At 74.8% G+C, this 19,469-nt stretch carries 18 protein-coding genes; 7 read left to right on the top strand and 11 right to left on the bottom strand.

Translation table 11 applies throughout. The features are described from left to right. Positions 1–25: 25 nt before the first annotated feature. Together ACBI99_RS19710 and ACBI99_RS19705 are read right to left on the bottom strand one after the other, a co-directional pair. Positions 26–421, bottom strand: coding sequence for a VOC family protein (locus ACBI99_RS19710; RefSeq protein WP_219513079.1), 396 nt, complete (start codon positions 419–421; stop codon positions 26–28). Then, positions 418–1,254 carry a helix-turn-helix domain-containing protein gene (locus ACBI99_RS19705; RefSeq protein ID WP_375073007.1) on the bottom strand — a complete coding sequence of 279 codons (837 nt, stop codon included), beginning with the start codon at positions 1,252–1,254 and terminating at the stop codon, positions 418–420. The genes ACBI99_RS19710 and ACBI99_RS19705 overlap by 4 nt, the downstream gene beginning before the upstream one ends. A gap of 72 nt (positions 1,255–1,326) precedes the next feature. Here ACBI99_RS19705 and ACBI99_RS19700 point away from each other — a divergent pair, with 72 nt between their 5' ends. Then, positions 1,327–2,190, top strand: coding sequence for an alpha/beta fold hydrolase (locus tag ACBI99_RS19700; protein WP_219513086.1), 864 nt, complete (start codon positions 1,327–1,329; stop codon positions 2,188–2,190). A gap of 46 nt (positions 2,191–2,236) precedes the next feature. Further along, positions 2,237–2,491: a hypothetical protein gene (locus ACBI99_RS19695; RefSeq protein ID WP_375073006.1), complete on the top strand. Its 255-nt coding sequence runs from the start codon at positions 2,237–2,239 to the stop codon at positions 2,489–2,491. 3 nt (positions 2,492–2,494) lie between these two features. Here ACBI99_RS19695 and ACBI99_RS19690 read toward each other — a convergent pair whose 3' ends face one another. Beyond that, complete coding sequence (locus ACBI99_RS19690) at positions 2,495–2,929, bottom strand: helix-turn-helix domain-containing protein (protein WP_219513096.1); 435 nt, start codon at positions 2,927–2,929, stop codon at positions 2,495–2,497. 84 nt (positions 2,930–3,013) lie between these two features. Here ACBI99_RS19690 and ACBI99_RS19685 point away from each other — a divergent pair, with 84 nt between their 5' ends. Next, on the top strand, positions 3,014–4,171 hold the full coding sequence (locus ACBI99_RS19685; RefSeq protein WP_375073005.1) for an MFS transporter: 1,158 nt from the start codon (positions 3,014–3,016) through the stop codon (positions 4,169–4,171). Positions 4,172–4,189: 18 nt separating this feature from the next. Here the strand turns inward: ACBI99_RS19685 and ACBI99_RS19680 are convergent, their stop codons facing one another. Next, positions 4,190–5,680, bottom strand: a complete 1,491-nt coding sequence (locus ACBI99_RS19680; protein WP_375073004.1) for a carboxylesterase/lipase family protein — start codon at positions 5,678–5,680, stop codon at positions 4,190–4,192. 89 nt (positions 5,681–5,769) lie between these two features. On the opposite strand from ACBI99_RS19680, the gene ACBI99_RS19675 reads away from it, so the two are divergent. After that, positions 5,770–6,369 (top strand): TetR/AcrR family transcriptional regulator, encoded by a 600-nt coding sequence (locus ACBI99_RS19675; protein ID WP_375073003.1) that lies wholly within the window; start codon positions 5,770–5,772, stop codon positions 6,367–6,369. 30 nt (positions 6,370–6,399) lie between these two features. On the opposite strand, the gene ACBI99_RS19670 is transcribed toward ACBI99_RS19675, so the two are convergent. Then, on the bottom strand, positions 6,400–6,753 hold the full coding sequence (locus ACBI99_RS19670) for a VOC family protein (protein ID WP_375073002.1): 354 nt from the start codon (positions 6,751–6,753) through the stop codon (positions 6,400–6,402). A gap of 99 nt (positions 6,754–6,852) precedes the next feature. Between ACBI99_RS19670 and ACBI99_RS19665 the strand changes: the two genes are divergently transcribed. Further along, entirely contained in the window at positions 6,853–7,707 is an 855-nt protein-coding gene (locus ACBI99_RS19665; RefSeq protein WP_375073001.1) for a cupin domain-containing protein, read from the top strand. On the opposite strand, the gene ACBI99_RS19660 is transcribed toward ACBI99_RS19665, so the two are convergent. From ACBI99_RS19660 to ACBI99_RS19645, 4 genes are read right to left on the bottom strand one after another with little or no spacing between them, the layout of a single operon-like run. Next, positions 7,704–8,285: a TetR/AcrR family transcriptional regulator gene (locus ACBI99_RS19660; RefSeq protein WP_375073000.1), complete on the bottom strand. Its 582-nt coding sequence runs from the start codon at positions 8,283–8,285 to the stop codon at positions 7,704–7,706. The two genes, ACBI99_RS19665 and ACBI99_RS19660, sit on opposite strands and share 4 nt — an antisense overlap. A gap of 41 nt (positions 8,286–8,326) precedes the next feature. Then, the gene (locus ACBI99_RS19655; RefSeq protein ID WP_375072999.1) at positions 8,327–8,839 is read right to left on the bottom strand and encodes a hypothetical protein; all 513 of its coding nucleotides are present in this window, start codon (positions 8,837–8,839) and stop codon (positions 8,327–8,329) included. Further along, the gene (locus ACBI99_RS19650) at positions 8,836–13,176 is read right to left on the bottom strand and encodes a hypothetical protein (protein WP_375072998.1); all 4,341 of its coding nucleotides are present in this window, start codon (positions 13,174–13,176) and stop codon (positions 8,836–8,838) included. Before ACBI99_RS19650 ends, ACBI99_RS19655 begins: the two co-directional genes overlap by 4 nt. Next, entirely contained in the window at positions 13,176–13,574 is a 399-nt protein-coding gene (locus ACBI99_RS19645; protein WP_357587809.1) for a YbaB/EbfC family nucleoid-associated protein, read from the bottom strand. The genes ACBI99_RS19650 and ACBI99_RS19645 overlap by 1 nt, the downstream gene beginning before the upstream one ends. 187 nt (positions 13,575–13,761) lie before the next feature. On the opposite strand from ACBI99_RS19645, the gene ACBI99_RS19640 reads away from it, so the two are divergent. After that, a complete protein-coding gene (locus ACBI99_RS19640; RefSeq protein WP_375072997.1) occupies positions 13,762–15,879 on the top strand; it encodes a polyprenyl synthetase family protein in 2,118 nt (705 codons plus the stop codon). On the opposite strand, the gene ACBI99_RS19635 is transcribed toward ACBI99_RS19640, so the two are convergent. Continuing rightward, entirely contained in the window at positions 15,864–17,999 is a 2,136-nt protein-coding gene (locus tag ACBI99_RS19635; protein WP_375072996.1) for an MMPL family transporter, read from the bottom strand. The two genes, ACBI99_RS19640 and ACBI99_RS19635, sit on opposite strands and share 16 nt — an antisense overlap. An 81-nt stretch (positions 18,000–18,080) precedes the next feature. Between ACBI99_RS19635 and ACBI99_RS19630 the strand changes: the two genes are divergently transcribed. Next, entirely contained in the window at positions 18,081–18,704 is a 624-nt protein-coding gene (locus tag ACBI99_RS19630) for a hypothetical protein (protein ID WP_375072995.1), read from the top strand. A gap of 39 nt (positions 18,705–18,743) precedes the next feature. Here the strand turns inward: ACBI99_RS19630 and ACBI99_RS19625 are convergent, their stop codons facing one another. Continuing rightward, complete coding sequence (locus ACBI99_RS19625) at positions 18,744–19,427, bottom strand: TioE family transcriptional regulator (RefSeq protein ID WP_375072994.1); 684 nt, start codon at positions 19,425–19,427, stop codon at positions 18,744–18,746. Positions 19,428–19,469: the final 42 nt, after the last annotated feature.

The raw sequence follows: 19,469 nt of genomic DNA, 5'->3' as shown, positions 1-19,469 counted from the left end.
GGGGCCGGGCAGGCGTACGGGCGGCTCAGCGCGGGTCGCCGGTGAGGATCCACAGATGGCCGAACGGGTCACGGACCCGGCCCGAGCGCTTGCCGTACGGCCGGTTCTCGATCGGCACGACCACCTCGGCGCCGTGGGCGGTCATGCGCTCGCCGACGGCGTCCGGGTCGTCGACCTCGATCTCCAGGAGAACGGCGGAGCCGCCGAGGTCATCGGGTGACAGCCACCCCCACGCGGGGACGGACGGCGAGACGCGGAAGGACGACGCGCCGAGGCGGTGGTCGATCACGCTGGGCCGGCCGTCGTCCTCCCGGGGAGCGCTGAACACCTGCTCAGCGCCGAGGGCGGCCTGGTAGAACGCCGACGCGCGGTCCGGGTCGGGCACGACGAGACGGGGACGGAGACGAAGGTCGGAAGTCATGCGCCCATCGTCGGGCCGGGCGGAGGCAGGGGTATTGAAGATTTGGGAACCAGACCTTCGGCACGCAGCCACTCGGCCGGCGCGCACCCGGCCATGGCCCGCCATTCCCGGGTGAAGTGCGCCTGGTCGGCGAACCCCGACGCCGCGGCCACCGCCGCCAGGCTGACCGTCCCGGCGCGGGCGGCGGCCACGAGCCTGCCCCGGGCGGCCTCGAACCGGAGAAGCCGCTGATACTCCTTCGGCGTCACGCCCAGCCCGGCCCGGACCGTGGCGCTCAGATGACGCCGGGAGCACCCGAGCAGCCGGGCCGCCTCCTGCACCCGGCCGGTCCCGGACAGCGCCGCCAGCGTGGCCCGCAGTGCGGGGCCGCCGGTGCTCGCCCGGTGCCGGGCCAGCCCGGCGATCAGCGCGGCTTCGACCAGCGCCCGGCGGCACGGCCAGGACCGGCAGGCCGCCAGCCGCTCGGGCAGGTGCGCCATCGCCGGGGCCACGTCGGCGAGATCGGCGACCTGCCCGGCCAGCGCCGACGCCGGCACCCCCAGCAGCGCGGCGGCGCCCGGCGGGCTCAGCGTCAGCCACACGCCGCGCGTCCCGCCCTCCTGCCTCAGCTCGGCCGGGTCCAGGTGCAGCCCGGCGACCACGGTCCGGAACCGTTCGCGCGAGGCGGGCCGCCCGAGCCACGCGATCTCCAGCGCGTCCGCCTCCGGGATCGTGATCGACACCGTGGACGAGGGCAGCCCGCGATGGAGGCCGGCCGGCCCGGGGCCGAGCTCGTACGGGCTCAGCGTCGCCACGAACGGCGCCAGAGCGGCGGACCTCTGCTGAGCAGGCACGACGGTCACCCCTCCACCCTAGGGCGGCCGGGCCGCCCGTTTGGCGTGATCGCGCCGGGGAACCCACGGTGGATGTTCAACGGCTTCACTCTCGACCACGTCGACGTCGGACCGGTGACGCTGCGCGTGCGCCACGGCGGGTCGGGCCCCGCGCTCGTGCTCCTGCACGGGCATCCGCGCACCCACGCCACCTGGCACAAGGTCGCCCCCGTGCTCGCCGAGCGGTTCACCGTCGTCTGTCCCGACCTGCGCGGGTACGGCCGTTCGACCGTCCCGGCCGACGAGCCGGAGCATGCGCAGATGTCCAAGCGCGCGATGGCGGGCGACGTCGCCACCCTCATGCGAACGCTCGGGCATCAGGAGTACGCGGTCGTCGGACACGATCGCGGGTCCTACGCGGGCTTCCGGCTGACCATGGACCATCCCGGCCGGGTACGGGCCTTCGTGAACATCGGCGGCCCGCCGATCGGCGAGGTGCTCGACCGGGCCGGGGCGACCTTCGCCCGGCTCTGGTGGCACTGGTTCTTCCTCGGCCAGACCGACAAGCCCGCGGACGAGGTGATCAACCGCGACCCGGACAGATGGTACGGCGACCAGCCCGACCACGTGGCCGACGAGGCGTGGCAGGACTACCGGGCCGCCCGCCGCGACCCTCGGACCGTCCACGCCATGTGCGAGGACTACCGGGCGGGGCTCACGGTGGACCGGCGCGACGACGCGGCCGACAAGGCCGCCGGCAGGAAGATCGGCTGCCCGGTGCTCGTCGTGTGGGGCAGGCACGACGACCTGCCGGAGCTGTACGACGGCGACCCGGCCGCCCCCTGGCAGGCGTGGGCCGCCGACGTGCGGGGATGCGAGGTGGACGCGGGGCACAGCGTGCAGGAGGACAACCCCGAGGCGCTCCTGGCCGCGATCGTCCCCTTCCTGTCGCGGTAGGCAGCCCCGGCCAGCCACCCCGGAGTGGCATGCCTCGACGACGGGCATGCACCTGCCCCGGACCGGCGAGGCCCGGTTCGGCTCGGCGGAACAGGCGCTGTTCCCGCACGGGCAGAGCCGCACCGCCGACTCCCTCGTCGCGACGCTCGCCACGCGCGCCGGCATGCTCGTCCTGCCCGAACAGGAACGTCAGGCGGCGCTCGGCCGGATCCGCGCCTACCTGGCGGGCAGGCCGGAGACCGCTCTCGGCGAGTTCACCCTGCCGATGCTGACCGGAGTGCTCCGCGCCAGGCGCCTGTAGAGGTCAGACCTTCCGCACCAGCGTGCTCTCGGCGTCGAGGCGGGCGCCGTCGGCCCCGGCCGGCACGATCTCCGGCACCCGGACGCCGTGCCGGTCGACCAGCGTGGAGTGGGCCTCGCCGGGCGCGAACGCGTGACGCTCCCCCCACTGCCGCAGGGTGACGATGACCGGGAAGAGGTCACGCCCGGCGTCGGTGAGCACGTACTCCTGACGACGGCCCGACGGCGCGGCACGCTGCGCGAGGAGCCCGTGGGCGACGAGCTTGCGGAGCCGGTCGGTGAGGATGTTGCGCGCGATCCCGGTGCGCCGCTGGAACTCGGTGAACGACCGCGCCCCGTCCATCGCGTCGCGGACGACGAGCAGGCTCCACCGGTCGCCGACCAGGTCGAGGGTGCGGGCGACGGGGCAGGCGGGGTCGGTCCAGCCGGGGTCCTGCATCGGCGACTCCGTTCGGTTGCGGATTGAAACCATCATGCCGTACGGTCCAAACAGTTGCAATCTACTACTGATTGGGTCGATGTGATGGATGCGTGGCGGCGTGCGCTGCTGGCGGTGGTGTGCGGCGTGGCGGTGGCGAGCGTCTACGCCGCGCAGCCGGTGCTGGAGCCGATGGGGCGTGATCTCGGCGTGCCGGCCGGGCTCACCGGGTGGATCGTGGCGATCGGCCAGCTCGGCTACCTGGCGGGGCTGGTGCTGCTGGTGCCGCTCGGCGACGTGGCCGACAGGCGCCGGCTCATCGCCGCGCACCTGGCGCTCACCTCGGCGGGCGCGACCCTGACGGCCTCGGCCCCGGCCGCCTGGGCGGCGCTCGCGGGGCTGGCGGTGGCCGGGGTGTTCGCGGTCGTCGTGCAGACCACCGTGGCCTACGCCGCGTCGGTCGCGCCGCCCGCCGAACGCGGCCGCACCATCGGGGTCGTCACCTCCGGCGTCGTGATCGGCATCCTGGGCTCGCGGGTCGTCACCGGACTGCTCGCCGACGCGTGGGGGTGGAGGAGCGTCTACGCCGTGCTCGCCGCGCTGTCGCTCGGGCTCGCCGCCCTCGTCCTCCTCGCGCTGCCGGCGGAGAAGCGGCCCGCCCGGCCCGTCACGTACGGGCAGGCCGTCGCCTCGCTCGGCAGGCTGTTCACGCAACGGACCTTCCTGACATACGGGTTCGTGGCGTTCTTCCTGTTCGCGTCTTTCGGCGCGCTGTGGAGCGGGTTGTCGCTGCCGCTGGCGGACGCGCCGTGGCGGCTGAGCGAGAGCCAGATCGGCCTGTTCGGCGTCGCCGGGCTGGCCGGCGCGCTCGGCGCGGCACGCGCGGGACGATGGGCCGACACGGGACGGGCGGTCCCCGTCACCGGCCTCGCGCTCGCCCTGCTCATCGTCTCCTGGGCGGCTATCGCGCAACTCCCCCGGTCGCTGTGGCTGCTCGCCGCCGGGATCGTCGCCCTGGACCTCGCCGTCCAGGCCGTGCACGTGAGCAACCAGCACCTCCTCACGCTCGCGCACCCGGATCGCACGAGCGGCGTCGTCGGCGGCTACATGGTCTTCTACTCGCTCGGCTCCGCCCTCGGCGCGGCCACGACCACCGCCGTCTTCACCACCCACGGCTGGGCGGGCTCCAGCCTGCTCGGCGCCGGGTTCGCAGCCTGCGCGCTGGCCGTCTGGGCCACCGGCAGCCGCGCCCGGCCCCGATGACCGGGCACAGCCGTCCGGTTACGGGAGATCGAAGGGGGCGGGGGCGTGGCCTTCCCAGATCTGGCGGGACGCCTCTTCGGGGTAGGGCAGCGTCTCCGACTCGGTGTCCAGGACGCGGGTGAGGCGCTCGCCGGGCCGGTGGGCGGGCCAGCCCGCGTCGCCGGTGGTGACGAAGCGGACCCATGCCTCCTGGAGCTCGCGGGAGAGCGCGGCGGCCTCGGGAGTGGGCTGCTCGCCGATGAGCTGGGCGCCGACGGGGCTGTCCAGCGTGCCGAACGCCAGCGGCATGTCCAGGCTGTGGCAGGCGCCCAGGATGCCGCCGCGGACCGGCGCGGTCCAGCACAGTTCGAACAGGTACGAGGTGCCGCCGGCTGCGGCGTTCGCTTCGGCCAGCTTCTGTGACGGCATGCGGAAGAGGGCGTCGGAGTACACCGTCTCCACCAGCTCCTCCGGGCCCGCCTGCGGGAACGCGGCACGGTAGGCCCGCGCGCCGTCCGGCTGCGGGGCGAGCAGTTCCAGGGCCGCGTGGGCGTCCTCCTCGGTGAAGGCGCCGTGCCGGCCGCTCATGACGCTGAAGTACCGGAACTCGTCCCGGGTGTGGCCGACGACCAGTTCGGTCCCGTCGGCGCGTGCGCCGGTCAGCGCGGGCCAGGGCGTTTCCGGGAGGACCTCGCCGTCGACGACGGGGCACAGCGCGGTGCCGGTCTCCGTGAGGCGTCCCCAGCTCTCGCGGTGCGCGTGGAGACCGGCGTTGAAGGAGGTGAGCTCGGCGGCCAGGCGCCAGGGGTCGATGTCGCGCAGGGCCTCGGCGGTGGGGGCCGCCGCGCCGAGCCGGTCCGCGAACGCGGCGGTGACCTGCCGTGCCAGCGCGGGGGTGCTGTGCAGCCCCGGCACCGAGTGGGCGATGGCCCGCCGGAACAGGCCGCGCGCGGGCTTCATCGTCAGGAGGGCGGCGACCGAGCCCGCCCCGGCGGACACCCCGCCCACGGTGACCCGGCCGGGGTCGCCCCCGAAGGCGGCGATGTTGCGCTGCACCCACTCCAGCGCCGCGATCTGGTCGAGGAACCCGCGGTTGGGCGGTGCGTCGTCGAGGAACGCGAATCCCTCCGCGCCCACGCGGCAGTTGATGGTCACCACGACGACTCCCGCCTCGGCCAGCGCCGCCGGGTCGAACATCGGGTCGCTCGACGCCGCCGAGAGGTAGCCGCCGACGGGGATCCACACCAGCACCGGCAGTCCCGCCGCGCCGGGATCCGGGGTGCCGATGTTGAGCGTCAGCCAGTCGTCGCCCTGCGGGGGCACGTCGATCGGCAGGGACAGCGGCACCACGGGGCCGAACTCGACCGCCTGCCTCGTCCCCTCCCAGCGGTGCGGCGGCGCGGGCGCGGCGAAGCGGAGCGGCCCGACCGGGGGCCGGGCGTAGGGGATGCCGCGGAACACCGCGTGCCCCTGCCGCCTGCGCCCCTGCACCACGCCTTCCGTGGTCCGTACCGTCGGCTCTCCTGACATGGCGATTCCTTTCCTGGAGTGGACCCCAGGATTATGGGTCAGGGGTATTATGTCAACTGTATTGGAACAGCCCCGAGGAAGGGCCGGCGATGCCGAAACAGGTGGACCACCGCGGACGCCGCGAAGCGATCGCCCGCGCGCTGTGGCGGGTGGTGGAGCAGCGCGGCGTCACGCGGCTGACGATGCGCGTGGTGGCGCAGGAGGCGGGCATGTCACTCGGGCAGCTGCAGCACTACTTCGCCTCCCGGACCGCCATGCTCTCCTTCGCCATGGACCTCGCGTCCGAGCAGACGTCGGCGCGCGTGCATCAGGGGCTGGAGAAGCTCGGTGACCGTCCGCACCCCCGTGACGTGCTGCGGCTGACGCTCGCCGAAATGCTCCCCCTGCATGCCGACGCCCGCGCGACCAGCCGGATGAGCGCCGCCTACGTCCTGGAGGCGCTGCACGACGAGGCCGTGCACGAGCAGGCGCGCCGCGGCCTCGTCCAGGGGCGGGCCCTCGTCGAGCGGCTGGTCCGCCAGGCGATCGCCGACGGGCACATCGACTCCGGTCGCGACCCGGTGGCCGAGACCAACCTGCTCCTCGCCCTCACCGGCTTCACCTCCCTGATCGAACTCGACGTGATCGAGCCCCAGGACGCGCTCGCCGCGATCGACGCGCATCTGGACCGGCTGTTCAGCGGTACGTGACCTGCCCCGGGAGGCGGGGGCAGGCTCCGCTCAGTGCTTCCGCTCGCCCAGGACGCAGAACTCGTTGCCTTCCGGGTCGAGGAGGGTCACCCAGTGCTGCTCGTCCTGCACGGTCTCGGCGCGCCGGGCGCCGAGGGAGAGCAGCCGGGCGACCTCGGCCTCCTGGTCGTCGGGGCGGAAGTCGGGGTGGAGCCGGTTCTTCGACGTCTTGCCCTCGGGGACAGGCACGAAGAGCAGCCCCGGCATCCGGTCCGGTTCGGGCCGGATCTCGATGATCTCCTCGGTTTCGTCGACCACGATCCAGCCGAGAGCCTGGGCCCACCAGCGCCCGAGCGCGACAGGGTCGGCGGAGTCGACGATGATCTGTTCCCATTCCAGTGCCATGGGCCTGAGCATAGACAGGCTGCTTTGACAGTGATTCGGGCGGTCTGCTAGATCTAAAACGGAATCGGAATCCGAATCCGCTTTGTCGAAAGGGCTGCCATGAGCAAGGACCGTTTCTTCGTGCTGGACGCCGGGGACTCCCGGCCCGCCCGCGTGCCTCTGCCGCCGCGGGCGAGCGTCAAGGCGAGCGCCGAGGACACCCAGGGCCGCTTCTCCCTCCTGGAGCTCCGCGGCGGCGACGTCCCCCCGTACGCGCACGACGACTACGACGAGTTCGTGTACGTCATCGCGGGCGAGCTCGGCGTCGACGTCGGCGGCGCATCCCATCGCCTGACCGCGGGGATGTGCGTACTGCTGCCGCGCGGCGTCACCCGCGCCATGCGTGACCTCGGCGGCGACGCCTCCCCTATGCACGCGCTGCGGGTGTCGGCGCCGGGCGGCCGGGAGCGTCACCTGGAGGACGCCACCGGGGCGGACCCGCGGGACGACTGGGGCGACCTGAACCGCTGCTTCGTGCTGAAGCCGGGCGAGGCGCGTCCGGGGCGCGTCCCCGTGCCGCCCGCGTTCTCCGTCAAGGCGCGCACCGCCGACACCGGCGGGCTGTTCTCGCTGCTGGAGGTGACGGTCGCGCAGCCGGTCCCCCGGCACACCCACCTGGTCGCCGACGAGTGCGTCTACGTGCTGGACGGCGAGCTGGAGATCGAGTTCGACGGCGCGGTCCACACCGCGGGCAGGGGGCAGTTCGTCCTGCTTCCGCATGGCGTGCCCCACGCGATCCGGCCGGGCTCCACGCCGCCGCCCCGGGTCGTCCAGATCTCGTCACCCGGAGGCTGGGAGAGCGTGGTGGAGGCCCTGATCGAGCACAGGTCCGAGGTGAGCAGGGCGGGCCGGTTCGACCCGGCGGCGCTCAACCGCCACACGCGCAAGCACCACGTCGTCTACGAGGAGGGCTAGCCGGTCGGCGAGGAGGGGCGGCCGGGCCGCAGCGCGTCGAGGGCGAGCCTGACGAACCGCCGCCAGTCGCCGCTGCCCGTGCGGATCACCGCCGCCAGCCCGCACACGATCATGTAGACGTCGGTCACCGTGGCGTCGTCGCGGACCGAGCCCGCCGCGCGCCCGCGGTCGAGCAGCGTGCCCGCCAGGCCCTCCAGCGCGGTCCGGCTGTCGCCCGACGGCTCGGCCGAACCCATGGCCGACTCGATCGCGCCGGACAGGCCGCGGTCCTTGGCCAGCACCTCGCCGATGCCCGTCAGCAGCAGGTCCAGCCCGACACCGGGGTCGGGCGCGGCCAGGCAGCGCTCACGGGCGAAGTCCAGGATCTCCGCGAACCGGTGCTGCGCCGCCGCCTCGACCAGCGCCTGCCGGGTGGGGAAGTGACGGTAGACGGTGCCGATGCCCACGTCGGCGGCCTTGGCCACCTCCGCCATCTGCACCTGGTCGCCGAGTTCGGCGAACAGCTCGCGGGCCACCTCCAGCACGCGTGCTCGATTCCGTTCGGCGTCGGTCCGCGACTTGCTCCGGCTGGCTGGCACGATCGCAGATTACCAGCGCCCCGGCGCTCACCCCGGCCCCGTCAGGCTCCGGCGCGGGCGTTCACGGTGATCAGTCCGGCGGTGTGCAGGCTGGTCAGGAGCGTCCAGTCGTCGGCGGGATCGAGCCACACCTGAAGGCCGGCCGGGCCGGACGGCCGAGGGAGAGGACCGGCGGGCTCGTAGAAGGCGGCGACCAGGACCAGCGGGACCGGCGCCGTCCACCGGGCGGGCGCCGGGGGCTCGTGCCGGGGGCCGAGGAGCACGGCCCGCTCCTCGGCCGTGCACGCGCCGAGCCGCCCGGCCGCGAGCTCCGCCTGCAGCCTGACCTGGAGGTCGAGGGCGAGCCGGACGCGGGCGGCCGCGCGCCCGTCCTCTCCGGGCAGCTCGGCGTAGCCGGGGACGAGCATCGCGACCAGCTCGGCGGGCTCGCCCGCGTAGCCGCGGAGCCTGCCGCCCGCGTGGATCATCTCGAAGCGGTACGGCAGGCCGTCCGGTCCGGCCGGTGCGGCCGGGGGCGGCTCCGCCGACGACGGGTTGGCGATGATCACGCTCATGGGGTGCCTTCCGTGGCCCAGCGGGTGGCGGCGTACAGGGCGGTGAGCTGCTCCTTGTCGGCGGCCCGCCAGAAGATCTCGTCCATCAGGCTGCGGAAGGACAGGCTCCCCGCCTCGGTGCGGTCCTGCGCCGGGTCCCGGAAGTGCCCGGCGTGGGCGCCCAGCGGGTCGGGCTCGCCCCGGTTCGGCAGGTGGTCCAGCGTCGCGTTGCGGAACGCCGCCTCGACCAGCCCGAGCGACACCTTCACCTGCGCCTGGATCACGGCGGCGTCGAGCGAGCCGTCCCACAGCCGCAGCTCGATGTGGTCCGCCGCCGAGCCCGTCATGGCCTGCATGTTCACCGCGGACTCATGGCCGCTGTTGCGGTGCCGCACCGGCCCGATCTCCGCATAGCCCTCCGTGGGCACCGCGTTGGGGCGGCAGTGCTTCAGACCCCGGTGGCTGTCCGCCTCCGGGTTGTGCGCGAGCCTGAACAGCGTGTCGGTGTGGTGGCCGACGTGGACCAGCGTGCTGACGTAGTTCTCCACGATGTGGTCGAAGTCGTTCGTGCTCACGTGGACGTGCCCGCCGGTCCGGGGCCCGGCCGTGCCGCCGTGCGCCCGGATGATCTCGACGGCGGTGCGCAGGTTCGCCCAGGTCGCCGGCTCGTCGTACAGGATGGGCGAGACCAGCTCGCCCGCGACCGTGCCGTCCTGCTCCAGCGCCCACAGGCCGAGCCCGCCGTTCGCGCCCGCGCTGTAGCCCCGCTTCTTCATCGTGTGATAGCCGTGCTGCACGGCGTCGCCGGTCAGCCCCGCCTGGTGCAGGGCGCGGGCGATGTCCTCCAGGCGCCGGGACGAGACGCCTTCCGGCAGCTCGAACTCCAGCTCCAGCCCGAACCCGCGCCCGCCCTCCCGCGCGCCCAGCGACGCCGTGGCGTCGTCGAGCATGTACGGGATCACCGGCTCGCCGCTCACAGCCCGTTCCACGGCCCGGTCGTAGGCGTCACGGAACGCCGCGAAGTCCCTGGTGTACGACACTTCCGGGCGATCCGGCCAGCGCTGCCAGGCCCGGACGCGGGACTCCAAGGAGGCGACGCGCTCCCGTTCCATCGCGGCCAGCGGATCGGGGCCCGCCAGCAGGGAGCGGACGCGGCGCAGGACGGGATTCTGCTCGGGGCGCGTCTGCTGGGCCGCGTCGAGCTCGCGGCTCGCGGCCCGCAGCGCATCCCGGTGCGCCGAGGGCGGCAGGTCGTGCAGGCCGGGCGGGACGGCCGGCGGCCGGGGCGCGGCGGCTCCGGCGTCCCCGATCAGGGCGTCGAGCACCTGCTGCCGGCCGACCGGCGCGAACAGGTCGAAGCCCCGCTGCTGCACCTCGGCGGCCCGGTCCGCCAGCCGTTCGACGGAGTAGCCGAGGCCCGCGTCCACGGCCAGGCGGCGCAGCGGCTCGAACACCGGCAGCCGCGACGGCGCCTCCGAACCGGTGATCTCGGCCAGCCGGGACAGCGCCCGCGCCGCGTCGTCCGCCGGCCGCGTGACGCCGTGCTCGGCCGCGACGCGCAGCCCGTCCCACAGGTACGGGTCCCGCGTCCGGTGGGCGGTGAGCAGGTCGGCCAGCTCGCGCGGGCCGGACACCCGCGTCAGGTCGGCGCCGTGCCGGTGCGCGTCGGCGGCCAGGTGGAGCAGCTGCTCGACCGAGTCCCCCTGCCCCACCTCAGCGGCCAGCCGCTCCAGCGGCGGCGTGTCGCCCTCCTGGCGGGCGGCGAGGTCGTCCAGGAGCGCGAGCAGGCGCGCCTCCGGCTCGCTCAGGCCGGTCAGGGCGTGCCGCTCGGCCAGCAGCACGCCGTCCCACAGGGCCGGGTCCTCGCGCCGGAACGCGTCCATGGCCGCCAGGAAGTCCGCCTCGCCCATCGCCCCGCGCGGGAAGTGGCCGTTCTGGTGAGCCGCGCGGAAGACCGGCAGCAGCTCCCTGATGTCGCGGATGCCGTACCGGTCGAGCACGGGCTTGGTGTAGCTCCTGACCCGGCTGGAGGTGACGGGCTCCCCCATCACGTCGATCATGATCCCGATCGTGCGCGCCTGGTCGGCGTCCGCGTCGTGGAAGGAGAACCGGAGCTGGTTCCTGAACCCCGTCCAGCGGTACGAGTCCGCCCCCATCATCCGGTCGAGCACGGCGGTCAGCGACGCGCGGTCGGTCGCGGCTTCCGGGGCCATCTCGTACCGCCGGGCGTCGCCGAACACGTCAACCAGGGCGTCGATCTCGCGATCCAGGCCGAGGTCGCGGGCGAGATCCTGGACGGCGCGCGCCGGGTCCGGCCCGCCGAGGCTGCGGCTCATGTGGGCCAGGGCGCGGGCGGTCGCGTCGTCGCGCCGGGTGGTGGACAGCCGCTCGGCCAGTTGCCGGCCTTCGGCCAGGAGGACCTCGTCGGACGGGCCGCTGAGCAGCCGTTCGATCCGGTTCTGCGGGCCGGGGGTCCAGCGGTGGACGATCGCCGCGGCCTCTGCGAAGTTCCGGGGGCGGGGGTCCGCGATCGGCGAGTGAACGTCGGGCCCGTGCTGCGGCCCCGCCGGATACGCCCGATCCTGCACGGCGGTCCCGCCCGCCGCCGGTGGCGCGCCCTCGCGCACGGGGGTCGCCGGCGTGGGGGCATGATCGGCCGCGAGCATCGACGCCACCGGCCGCTCCCGCTGGGACGCCGCCCCCTCGGGGGCCGCCCCTTCGGGCCGGTCGCGGGTGGTCGCCAGGGACCCTGCCTCCGGTTGGTCGCGGGGTGCGGTGGGGGCTTCCGGTTCGGGCCGGGGGGGGGGGGGGGGGGGGTTCTGGCCGCGTGCGGGTGGGGGCGCGTCCGTGCGGGGGTGTTCGGGCCGTTCCGGTCGGGGCTCGCCGCCGGTGGCGGTCTCGGGGGACGCGACGACCGTCGCCGGGACGGTGGCCGGGACCAGGGAGGCGCGCGGAAGCTCCCCCGGGCCCGCGGCATCGGCGCGAGCGGTGGTGGCCGCGCTCTGGCTGTACGGGGTCCGCTCGGCGGGAAGGGTCTGCGGGGCGCGCTCGGCCGGCAGGTTACGAGCCCGCTCCCCCGGCGGGTCCTGCGAGGCGCGCTCGGCCGGGCGGGTGTGCGGGGCGCGGTCACCGGGATGGGGCTGCGGTGCGCGGTCACCGGGCGGCTGGTGCGGGGGGCGCGTCGGCGCGGCACGGTCGGCGGGGGGCAGCGGCGTGTCGTGACGCCGGACGACCTCGCCGGCGAGGGCGCCGTTCGGGAGCACCTGCGGTCCGGCGTCGTCCGGGGCTCTGGGGGCGGGCGGCGGGGCGGTGTCGGCGTGGGCGGCCCCGGCGAGCGAGGTCTCCCCGAGGGCGGGCCGGGCGGGAGGCGGTGAATCGCCGGCCGGGTGCGCGGGGCCGCCGATCTCGCCGATGGCCGCCATCGGCAGGTAGCTCACCCGGGCCGACGCCGGGATGTCGAGCCCGCCCGCCACCCCGGAGATGAACGCGTAGCCGAGGTGGGAGGCGTCCAGTTGCCCGCTGGCCGCCAGCGCGGGGACGGCCCCGGCGGTGCCCGCCGCCCCGCCCAGCAGCGCCTGGCCGTACATGCTCTGCCCGATCGCCACGATCTTGTCGCGGACGGCCAGTTCGGCCCGGGACGCGACGTACACCATCTGCTTGCTCAGCAGGCGGGAGAGGGCGGCGTTCGCGCCGCCGAACAGCACGCCGGTGAGGGCGCCGCTGCCGGTCGACATCGCCAGCGAGGCGAGGTCGAAGTCCCCCGCCTCGCGGTCGCCCCAGAGCTGCTGGGCCACCTGTACGCCGAGGTCCAGGCCGCCCATGATCCCGGCGAACTTCAGCGTGTTCAGCAGCATGAGCCGCTTGATCGTCTGGATGCTCACCTGGGTCATCAGCGTGTGGTGCCTGATCAGCGCGAGGACGGCCGGGCCGTTGACGTAGATCCACACCAGCAGCCTGACGATCATCACGCCGAGGAGCGCCAGCGCCGCGTAGATCATCCACTCGGCGTGCTGCATCCGCACGCCGTGCGTGCGCAGGGCCTCCGCCTCGTCGCGCAGCGCCCGCTCCAGCACGTCGAGCACCGCTTCGCCGGAGACGGAGCCGGCCTCGCCGCCGAGGGACTCGAAGGCCTTCTCGAACGCCTCCTTGGCGACGCCCTCCCATTCCCCGCTGCGTAACAGCCGGGTGACCGCGCCGGCGTCCTCGGCCTTGATCCCGGCCAGCAGGTCCGCCAGCCGCTCCAGCGCCTGCGCCTCGGCGAGCAGCCCGCCGACGTCGGCCCCGGGGAACGCGCCGCCGGTCAACGGCTTGGCCAGCGGCTTGACCACGTCGGGCACCAGGCTGAGGTCCAGCCCCATCAGCGCGCGTCCCCCCGCGGCTGCGCCGGGCCGGCACCGGGGAGGAACGCGTCGAGGTCCGTGCCCTCGCCGAACAGGTCCTCGAACGGGAGGTCCGGCACGAACGGCGCCATCAGCTCCTTCATCTCGCCGGACACCTGCGTGGTCGCCCGCCCGATCTGCTCGACGAGCACGGCGGACAGCTCCGAGGGCGACAGCCTGCGGTAGACGCGGGGGTCGAACTCGATGGACCGGACCTCGCCGCGCGGGCCGACGGTCACGGTGACCAGGCCGTCCTTCGACGTGGCCGTGGCCGACAGCTCCCGGGCCCGCTCGCGCATCCTGCCGAGCTGTTCGGTTTGCTGGTTGACCTCCTGGACGAGTTGCTCCAGCAGCCGCCACGGCTCGTCTGTCGGCATGTTTATCCCTCATGTCCCGTCTGCAACACCAGTCCCACAATTACCATCGTTTCCCCGGTTTTGTGGGACTTGTCGAGTACAGGCGCGGCCCGGGCCGATCCGGTGGCAGTGACGGCATGCCATCCCTCATCATGACGGTGAGCGACGGTACGCATGCGTATCGTCACCGATCTGAAGGGTGGACGCCGTGGGGGTTGAGCCGATCGTCGAGACGGGCACGCAGACGCTTCCCGGCCCCCGTCTCGATCACGAGGAGTGGCGCTTCGCCGCCGTGCTGCGTGACGAGGGCGGGGTCGAGCACCGGCTGACGGCCGGCTTCCAGGTCCGGCGCGCCACCCGCCCCGGCGGCGGCCCGCTGGTCGCCCACGGGTGCGAGTGGGCGACGTGCGAGCCCGGGCAGCCCGCGTACCGGGCCTTCACCTGGTGCGACGACGGCGGGGTCGAGCTGACGCGACAGGAGGCGGCCGACGGGTGGGACCCGCGCATCGGCGAGGCGGTGCGCGAGGCGTGCGCGGGCGGGCGGCCGATCCTTCCCGCCCGGCTGCTGCCCGGCCCGGCCCGCGTGGCGGCCGGCCGCACCGGACTCGACTTCGGGGGCGTCGCCGAGCTGCGGGCGGCCGGGGACGACGGCTGCCGCGTCGTGCTGCGCGGCGACGGCGACGAGTGGGAGCTGACCGCGCGCCCGCTCAAGCCGGCCGTGGCGGCGTCCGGCGCGGAGCTCGTCACCCGCCTCGCGGTCGAGGCGACCTGGCGGCGGCCGGAGCACCCACCGGTCCCGCTGACCGGGATCGCCCTGTACCGGCACGGGCCCGCCCCGGCGCGGGATGGCCACGCGCGGATCGCCGTGCACCTGGACAACGGGTGGGACGTGGTGGCCGCCGACGGCGGGCTGCTGCTGGTTTCGCCCGACGGCACCCGCGCCGGCAGCCCCGTCACGCTGGTCCCCGGCGAGAGCTGGATCTCCACGACGACGCTGCACGCCTACCCGGTCGTCTGGCGGATCGAGGCGCCCGGCGCCGGCCTGTCGCTGCGGGTGACCGCCTGCTTCCCGGAACAGGAGCGCCAGGCGGCGGTCGGGCTGGGCGCCCTGTTCGACGCCGCCGTCACGGCCGAGGGCGAGCTGGGCGGCGAGCCGGTGCGCGGCGCCGGCTGGCTGGAGATCCAGCCCGACCACCGCATCACCGACTTCGAAGGGCACGTCGAACGGCTGCGCGACATCACCCACGCCGAGGTCGTACGCCTGTATCCCGACGAGCCCGACCCGGACGCCATCGCCACGCTGGCCGGCCTCTCCCCCGCCGGCTCCTGGCCGGTCGAGGCCGTCGCCGGGCCGCTGCACCGCGCGCTGGTCGCGCCCGTCCGCCACCTGGCCGACGCGATGGGCAAGGGCTGGCGCAGCTACGCCGCGCTCGCCGCGATGGAGATGCAGGGCGTCGACAGCCGCCACTACCGGGCGCTGGCGGCGCTCGTCGAGCTGATGCACACCGCCAGCCTCATGGTGGACGACGTCGAGGACAACGCGCCGACGCGGCGCGGCCGGCCCGCCGTCCACACGGTGTTCGGGCAGGCCACCGCCATCAACACCGGCACCCACACCTATCTGGTCTTCGACCAGGTAGCACGCCATCTGCTGCCCGGCGACCCGGACCGGCGGCTGCGGCTCTACCAGGCGTACCTCGACGGCATGCGGCGCAACCACGCCGGTCAGGCACTCGACATCGCCGGGCACCACGACGTGATGGAGCTCGCCGTGGCCACCGGTGACGCCGCCGCCGTGCTGGAGCGGGTGCGGACCACGCACCGGCTCAAGACGGGCGGGATGGTGCGCGGCGTGGGCGAGTTCGGCGCGATCCTCGGCGGCGCCCGGGGCGAGCTGCTGGACGCCGTCAGCGCGTACTTCGAGGCCGTGGGGCTGGCGTACCAGATCACCGACGACGTGGCCGACCTGCGGGCGGTGCTGGTCGCGGACGGCCGTCCTGGCGCACGCGTCGCCAAGCTCCCCGGCGAGGACATCCGCGAGGGCAAGGTCACCTACCCGCTCGCCCACGCGGTCGCGAGGCTGCCGCGCGACCGGCTGCGGGAGGTGTGGGAGATCGTCCGGGCGGGCGGCGCCGACCCGGTCGCGGCGGCCGAGGTCGCCCGCGCCGTGGACCGCTGCGGCGCCACCGGGGCGAGCCTGGCCGACGCGCGCACGGCCGTCGACCAGGCGTGGCGTCCGCTGCAGGCCCTGCTGCCGGTCAACCACCACACGGTCATGATCCGGGCTCTCGGCCTGTACGCGGCCAGCCGTCACCTGGACGAGTGACGCGCGAACGGCAGCCACCAGTTGCGGTCGCCGAACAGCCGCATGAGCGCCGGTACGAGGACCAGCCGGATGACGGTCGCGTCGATCACGATCGCGACCGCGACCGTGAGCCCGAGCTGCACCAGATGGCGGCTGTCGGCCGTGAGCAGCGCCGCGAACGTGGCGACCATGCAGGCGGCGGCCACGGTGATCGGCCTGGCGGTGTGCGTCAGGCCGTCGGCCACGGCGGCGGTGTTGTCGCCGTGGGCCTGGTAGTGCTCGGCGACGCGATGGATGAGGAAGATCTCGTAGTCGATCGACAGGCCGAACACCAGCGTGAACGCCAGCAGCGGGACCAGCGTGTCGACCTCGGCGCCGACCAGGCCGGGAAGGTGGCGGGTGGCCAGGGTCAGCAGGCCGAACGCGGCGAGGACGGCCAGCAGGTTCATCACGACGGCCTTGACCGGCAGCACGACGCTGCGGAACGTCACCAGCAGGAACACCAGCGAGCAGCCCAGCACCAGCGGGATCACGGTGCCGAGCTGGGCGGCGGTCTCGTCCATGAGATCGGCGAAGATCACCGTGGGCCCGGTCACGTACACCCGCTGGCCGGGCGGCAGCGTCGCGGGCGCGAGCCGCCCGGTGATCTGCCGGGCCAGCTCGGTGGTGGCCGGGTCGTCGAGGCTGGTCCGGGTGAAGACGGTCACCACGGTGAGGTCGCGGCCGTTGTCGACCGAGGTGGCCAGCGACACCCTGGCGTCGTCCTTGAGCGTGGCGACCAGCGCGAAGGCGTCGACCGGCGGCGTGCCGGCGGGGTGCGGCAGCACGACGGCCAGGCCCGAGGCGATGCCGTCGGCCTCCATGTGCGCCAGGCCGCGCGCGAAGTCGCTGCCCGCGAGCGCTGGCCGGTCCAGGTCGAAGCCGAGACGCACCCCGGTCAGCGGGGCGGCGGCCAGCAGCAGCGCCCCGGAGCAGGCCAGCGTGTAGGCGACGGGACGGCGCATGAGGTGCCGGGCCCAGCGCGCCCAGCCGTCACCGCCCGCCGGAGCGGCGGCGCGGCGGCGGAGCAGCCACCTGTCGGCGGCCGCGAGCAGGGCCGGTAGCAGCGTGACGGCGACTGCGGCCGCCACCACGGCCGTCACGCTGACCGCCACCGCCATGGTGCGGATCATGGGCGTGCAGACGACCAGCAGCGCCGCCGACGTGAGCGCCACCCCTAGCGCGCACCAGGCCGCCGTGCGCCCGGCGGTGGCCACCGCGGCCCCGGCCGCGTCATGCCGGTCGTGCCCGGCGGCCCGCGACTGGCGGTAGCGCAGCAGGATCAGCAGCGCGTAGTCGAGGCCGAGCCCCAGCCCGACGGTGGCCGCCACGGCGAGCATGAACGTGTTGACGGTCACGCCCAGCAGGCTCGCCGCGCCCAGCAGGCCGAGGCACGTCATGGTCACCGCCCCGGCCACCGCCAGCACCGCCACGGCCGCCCCGATCGCGCCCAGCCCGGCCGCCAGCGTCAGCAGCGACAGCGGCACGGCCAGCAGCTCGGCCCGCCGGAGGTCGGCCAGGTCGGCCTGCTTGACCACGGTCAGCAGCGCGCCCTCGGCCACCACGTGCACCTCGACGCGCCCTCCGGAGGCCCGCCCGGCCGCGTCACCGGCCGCGCGCAGCAGCGACGGCAGCGCCTCCTGCCTGGCCCGCTGGTCGCCGTTGACGCCGAGGAGCGCGTACACGCGCCGCCGGTCCTGCCCCGGCACGGCGGGCAGCAGCCGGACCCCGCCCACCAGGGGCCGGGCGGCCACGGCGCGCGTAGCGTCGTGGAGGGCCCGCTGGTAGGGGCCGTCGGCGTCGGTGAGCGTCGCGGAGGCGAACACCATCAGCATCTGCTCGCCGCCGAGCTGCGGAAAGCCCTGCTGCAACAGCCGCGCGGCGTCGGCCGAGCCCGACCCCTCGACCCGGACGGCGGGCGCGGCCGAGCGTTCGACGAGGCCGGGGACCAGCACCGCCGACCCGGCCACGAGCGCCAGCCACGCGGCGAGGATCACCCGGCGGCGGCGCGCCGCCAGCACGCCCAGCCGCCACCAGAGCGAGCGACGCTCCCGGCGCTCGGCGGCCGACTCGCCGGCCGACGCGTGTGAGGACACCACCACGATGCCGCCTCCTGGTAAGCGGAGCCAAAAGCGTGTTACAAAGAGTAGTCAATCAGCTCCAGATAGTTATTGGGAGGATGCGTGTCCCAGTCACGTCCCGGCCGCGTTCGCGGTCTCGCCGTCGCGGTCGTCGTCGCCGGTCTCGCAGTGCCGTTCCTGGCCTCCACCGGCTCCGCCGAGACCGTCGCCCGGCAGGTCGCCCGGCAGGTGGCCCGCCCGGCGGCGCAACCGGCGGCGGCAGCCGCGGCCGTGCTGAAGTGCGACGTGCGCACCGCGCCCAAGCACCCCATCGCCTTCACCCCCGCGCTGCGCGACGCGGCGGCGCGGCACACCGAGGGGCAGGGCGTCCTCCTCCTGGAGAACTGCACCTCGCCTTCGGGCACGATCACCGACATCAAGTCGGGGCGGCTGGAGGTGAGCGGCAGCGCCACCGCGAGCTGCCGCGGCGTCGCCGACCTGACCGCGACCGGCACCGCCACCTGGCGCAACGGCCAGGGCACGAGCGTGGGCACCTCCACGCTCACCGCCTCGCACCCGGGCAGCGCCACCCTGGCCGACAACCTGCTGAGCGGCACCGTCGCCTCCGGCCGGCTCAAGGGCCGCACCTTCAGCGGCAGCGGCACCATGACCTCCGACCTGAACCAGTGCACGACCGCCGCCGGATTCACCCAGCTCACCGGCACGGGCCAGATCTCCTTCACCTGACCCCGGCGACCGGCCTGCTCGTCCGCCGCCCCGCCCGGGTCAGGCTTCCCGGGCGCGGAGGTAGGCGTCCAGCGCGGCGGCGGCGCTAAGCATGGCCCGGCCCCGCGCTGACAGGCGGGCCTGCCACTCGCGCAGCGTCGACTCCAGCGGGGCGACGCCTCCGGCGGCGCGGACCTGCGCGATCAGCGGGGCGATCTGTTCCAGCAGGTAGCCGCCCCGCCTGAGCTGGTGGGCCAGCCGCACGTCCCGTACGTCGGCCGCGCCGTAGACCCGGTAGCCCGTCAGCGGGTCGCGGCGCGGCCGGACGATCCCGGCCTTCTCCCACTTGCGCAGCGTGGCGGGCCGCAGGCCGAGCTTCCTGGCCAGCGGGCCGATGAACGTGTCGCCGCGCTCCTGCGGCACGGGCGCCAGATCCCGCAGTGCCGCCTCGACGGCCTGGAGCGTGCGGCGGTCGTCGAGAAGCAGCCCGTGGCTCTCGTCCACGAGCAGCAGCGCGTCCTCCACGGCCCCCCGGTTGACCGCCTGCATGATCGACGTGGCCGTCCGGTGGCCGTGCCCCGGCACGAGGGCGAGGAACGCGCGCAGCGCCTCGGCGTGCAGCGGCGTGTAGGCGCGGTAGCCGTGGGCGGTGCGCCCGGCGGCGGGCAGGATGCCGGCGTCCTCGTAGTTTCTGATCGCCTGCGTGGACAGGCCGTGCTCGCGCGCCAGGTCCACCGGCCTCATGGATGCATCACCGTTTGAAGGCCCATCCCGCACAGGTCTCGG

Origin of the sequence: Nonomuraea sp. ATR24 (genome assembly GCF_041950485.1) — a bacterium.
Lineage (GTDB): Bacteria > Actinomycetota > Actinomycetes > Streptosporangiales > Streptosporangiaceae > Nonomuraea > Nonomuraea ceibae.
The sequence above is the reverse complement of the archived record's forward strand: the minus strand, read 5'-3'. Positions and strand labels throughout refer to the sequence as shown.

Bases quoted from the DNA above. Each gene is read 5' to 3' on its own strand.
- ACBI99_RS19670 (WP_375073002.1), bottom strand. From the start codon at position 6,753: ATGGCACTGGAATGGGAACAGATCATCGTCGACTCCGCCGACCCTGTC.
- ACBI99_RS19700 (WP_219513086.1), top strand. From the start codon at position 1,327: ATGTTCAACGGCTTCACTCTCGACCACGTCGACGTCGGACCGGTGACG.
- ACBI99_RS19655 (WP_375072999.1), bottom strand. From the start codon at position 8,839: ATGAGCGTGATCATCGCCAACCCGTCGTCGGCGGAGCCGCCCCCGGCC.
- ACBI99_RS19650 (WP_375072998.1), bottom strand. From the start codon at position 13,176: ATGGGGCTGGACCTCAGCCTGGTGCCCGACGTGGTCAAGCCGCTGGCC.
- ACBI99_RS19625 (WP_375072994.1), bottom strand. From the start codon at position 19,427: ATGAGGCCGGTGGACCTGGCGCGCGAGCACGGCCTGTCCACGCAGGCG.
- ACBI99_RS19695 (WP_375073006.1), top strand. From the start codon at position 2,237: ATGCACCTGCCCCGGACCGGCGAGGCCCGGTTCGGCTCGGCGGAACAG.
- ACBI99_RS19680 (WP_375073004.1), bottom strand. From the start codon at position 5,680: ATGTCAGGAGAGCCGACGGTACGGACCACGGAAGGCGTGGTGCAGGGG.
- ACBI99_RS19645 (WP_357587809.1), bottom strand. From the start codon at position 13,574: ATGCCGACAGACGAGCCGTGGCGGCTGCTGGAGCAACTCGTCCAGGAG.
- ACBI99_RS19685 (WP_375073005.1), top strand. From the start codon at position 3,014: ATGGATGCGTGGCGGCGTGCGCTGCTGGCGGTGGTGTGCGGCGTGGCG.
- ACBI99_RS19675 (WP_375073003.1), top strand. From the start codon at position 5,770: ATGCCGAAACAGGTGGACCACCGCGGACGCCGCGAAGCGATCGCCCGC.
- ACBI99_RS19710 (WP_219513079.1), bottom strand. From the start codon at position 421: ATGACTTCCGACCTTCGTCTCCGTCCCCGTCTCGTCGTGCCCGACCCG.
- ACBI99_RS19665 (WP_375073001.1), top strand. From the start codon at position 6,853: ATGAGCAAGGACCGTTTCTTCGTGCTGGACGCCGGGGACTCCCGGCCC.
- ACBI99_RS19690 (WP_219513096.1), bottom strand. From the start codon at position 2,929: ATGCAGGACCCCGGCTGGACCGACCCCGCCTGCCCCGTCGCCCGCACC.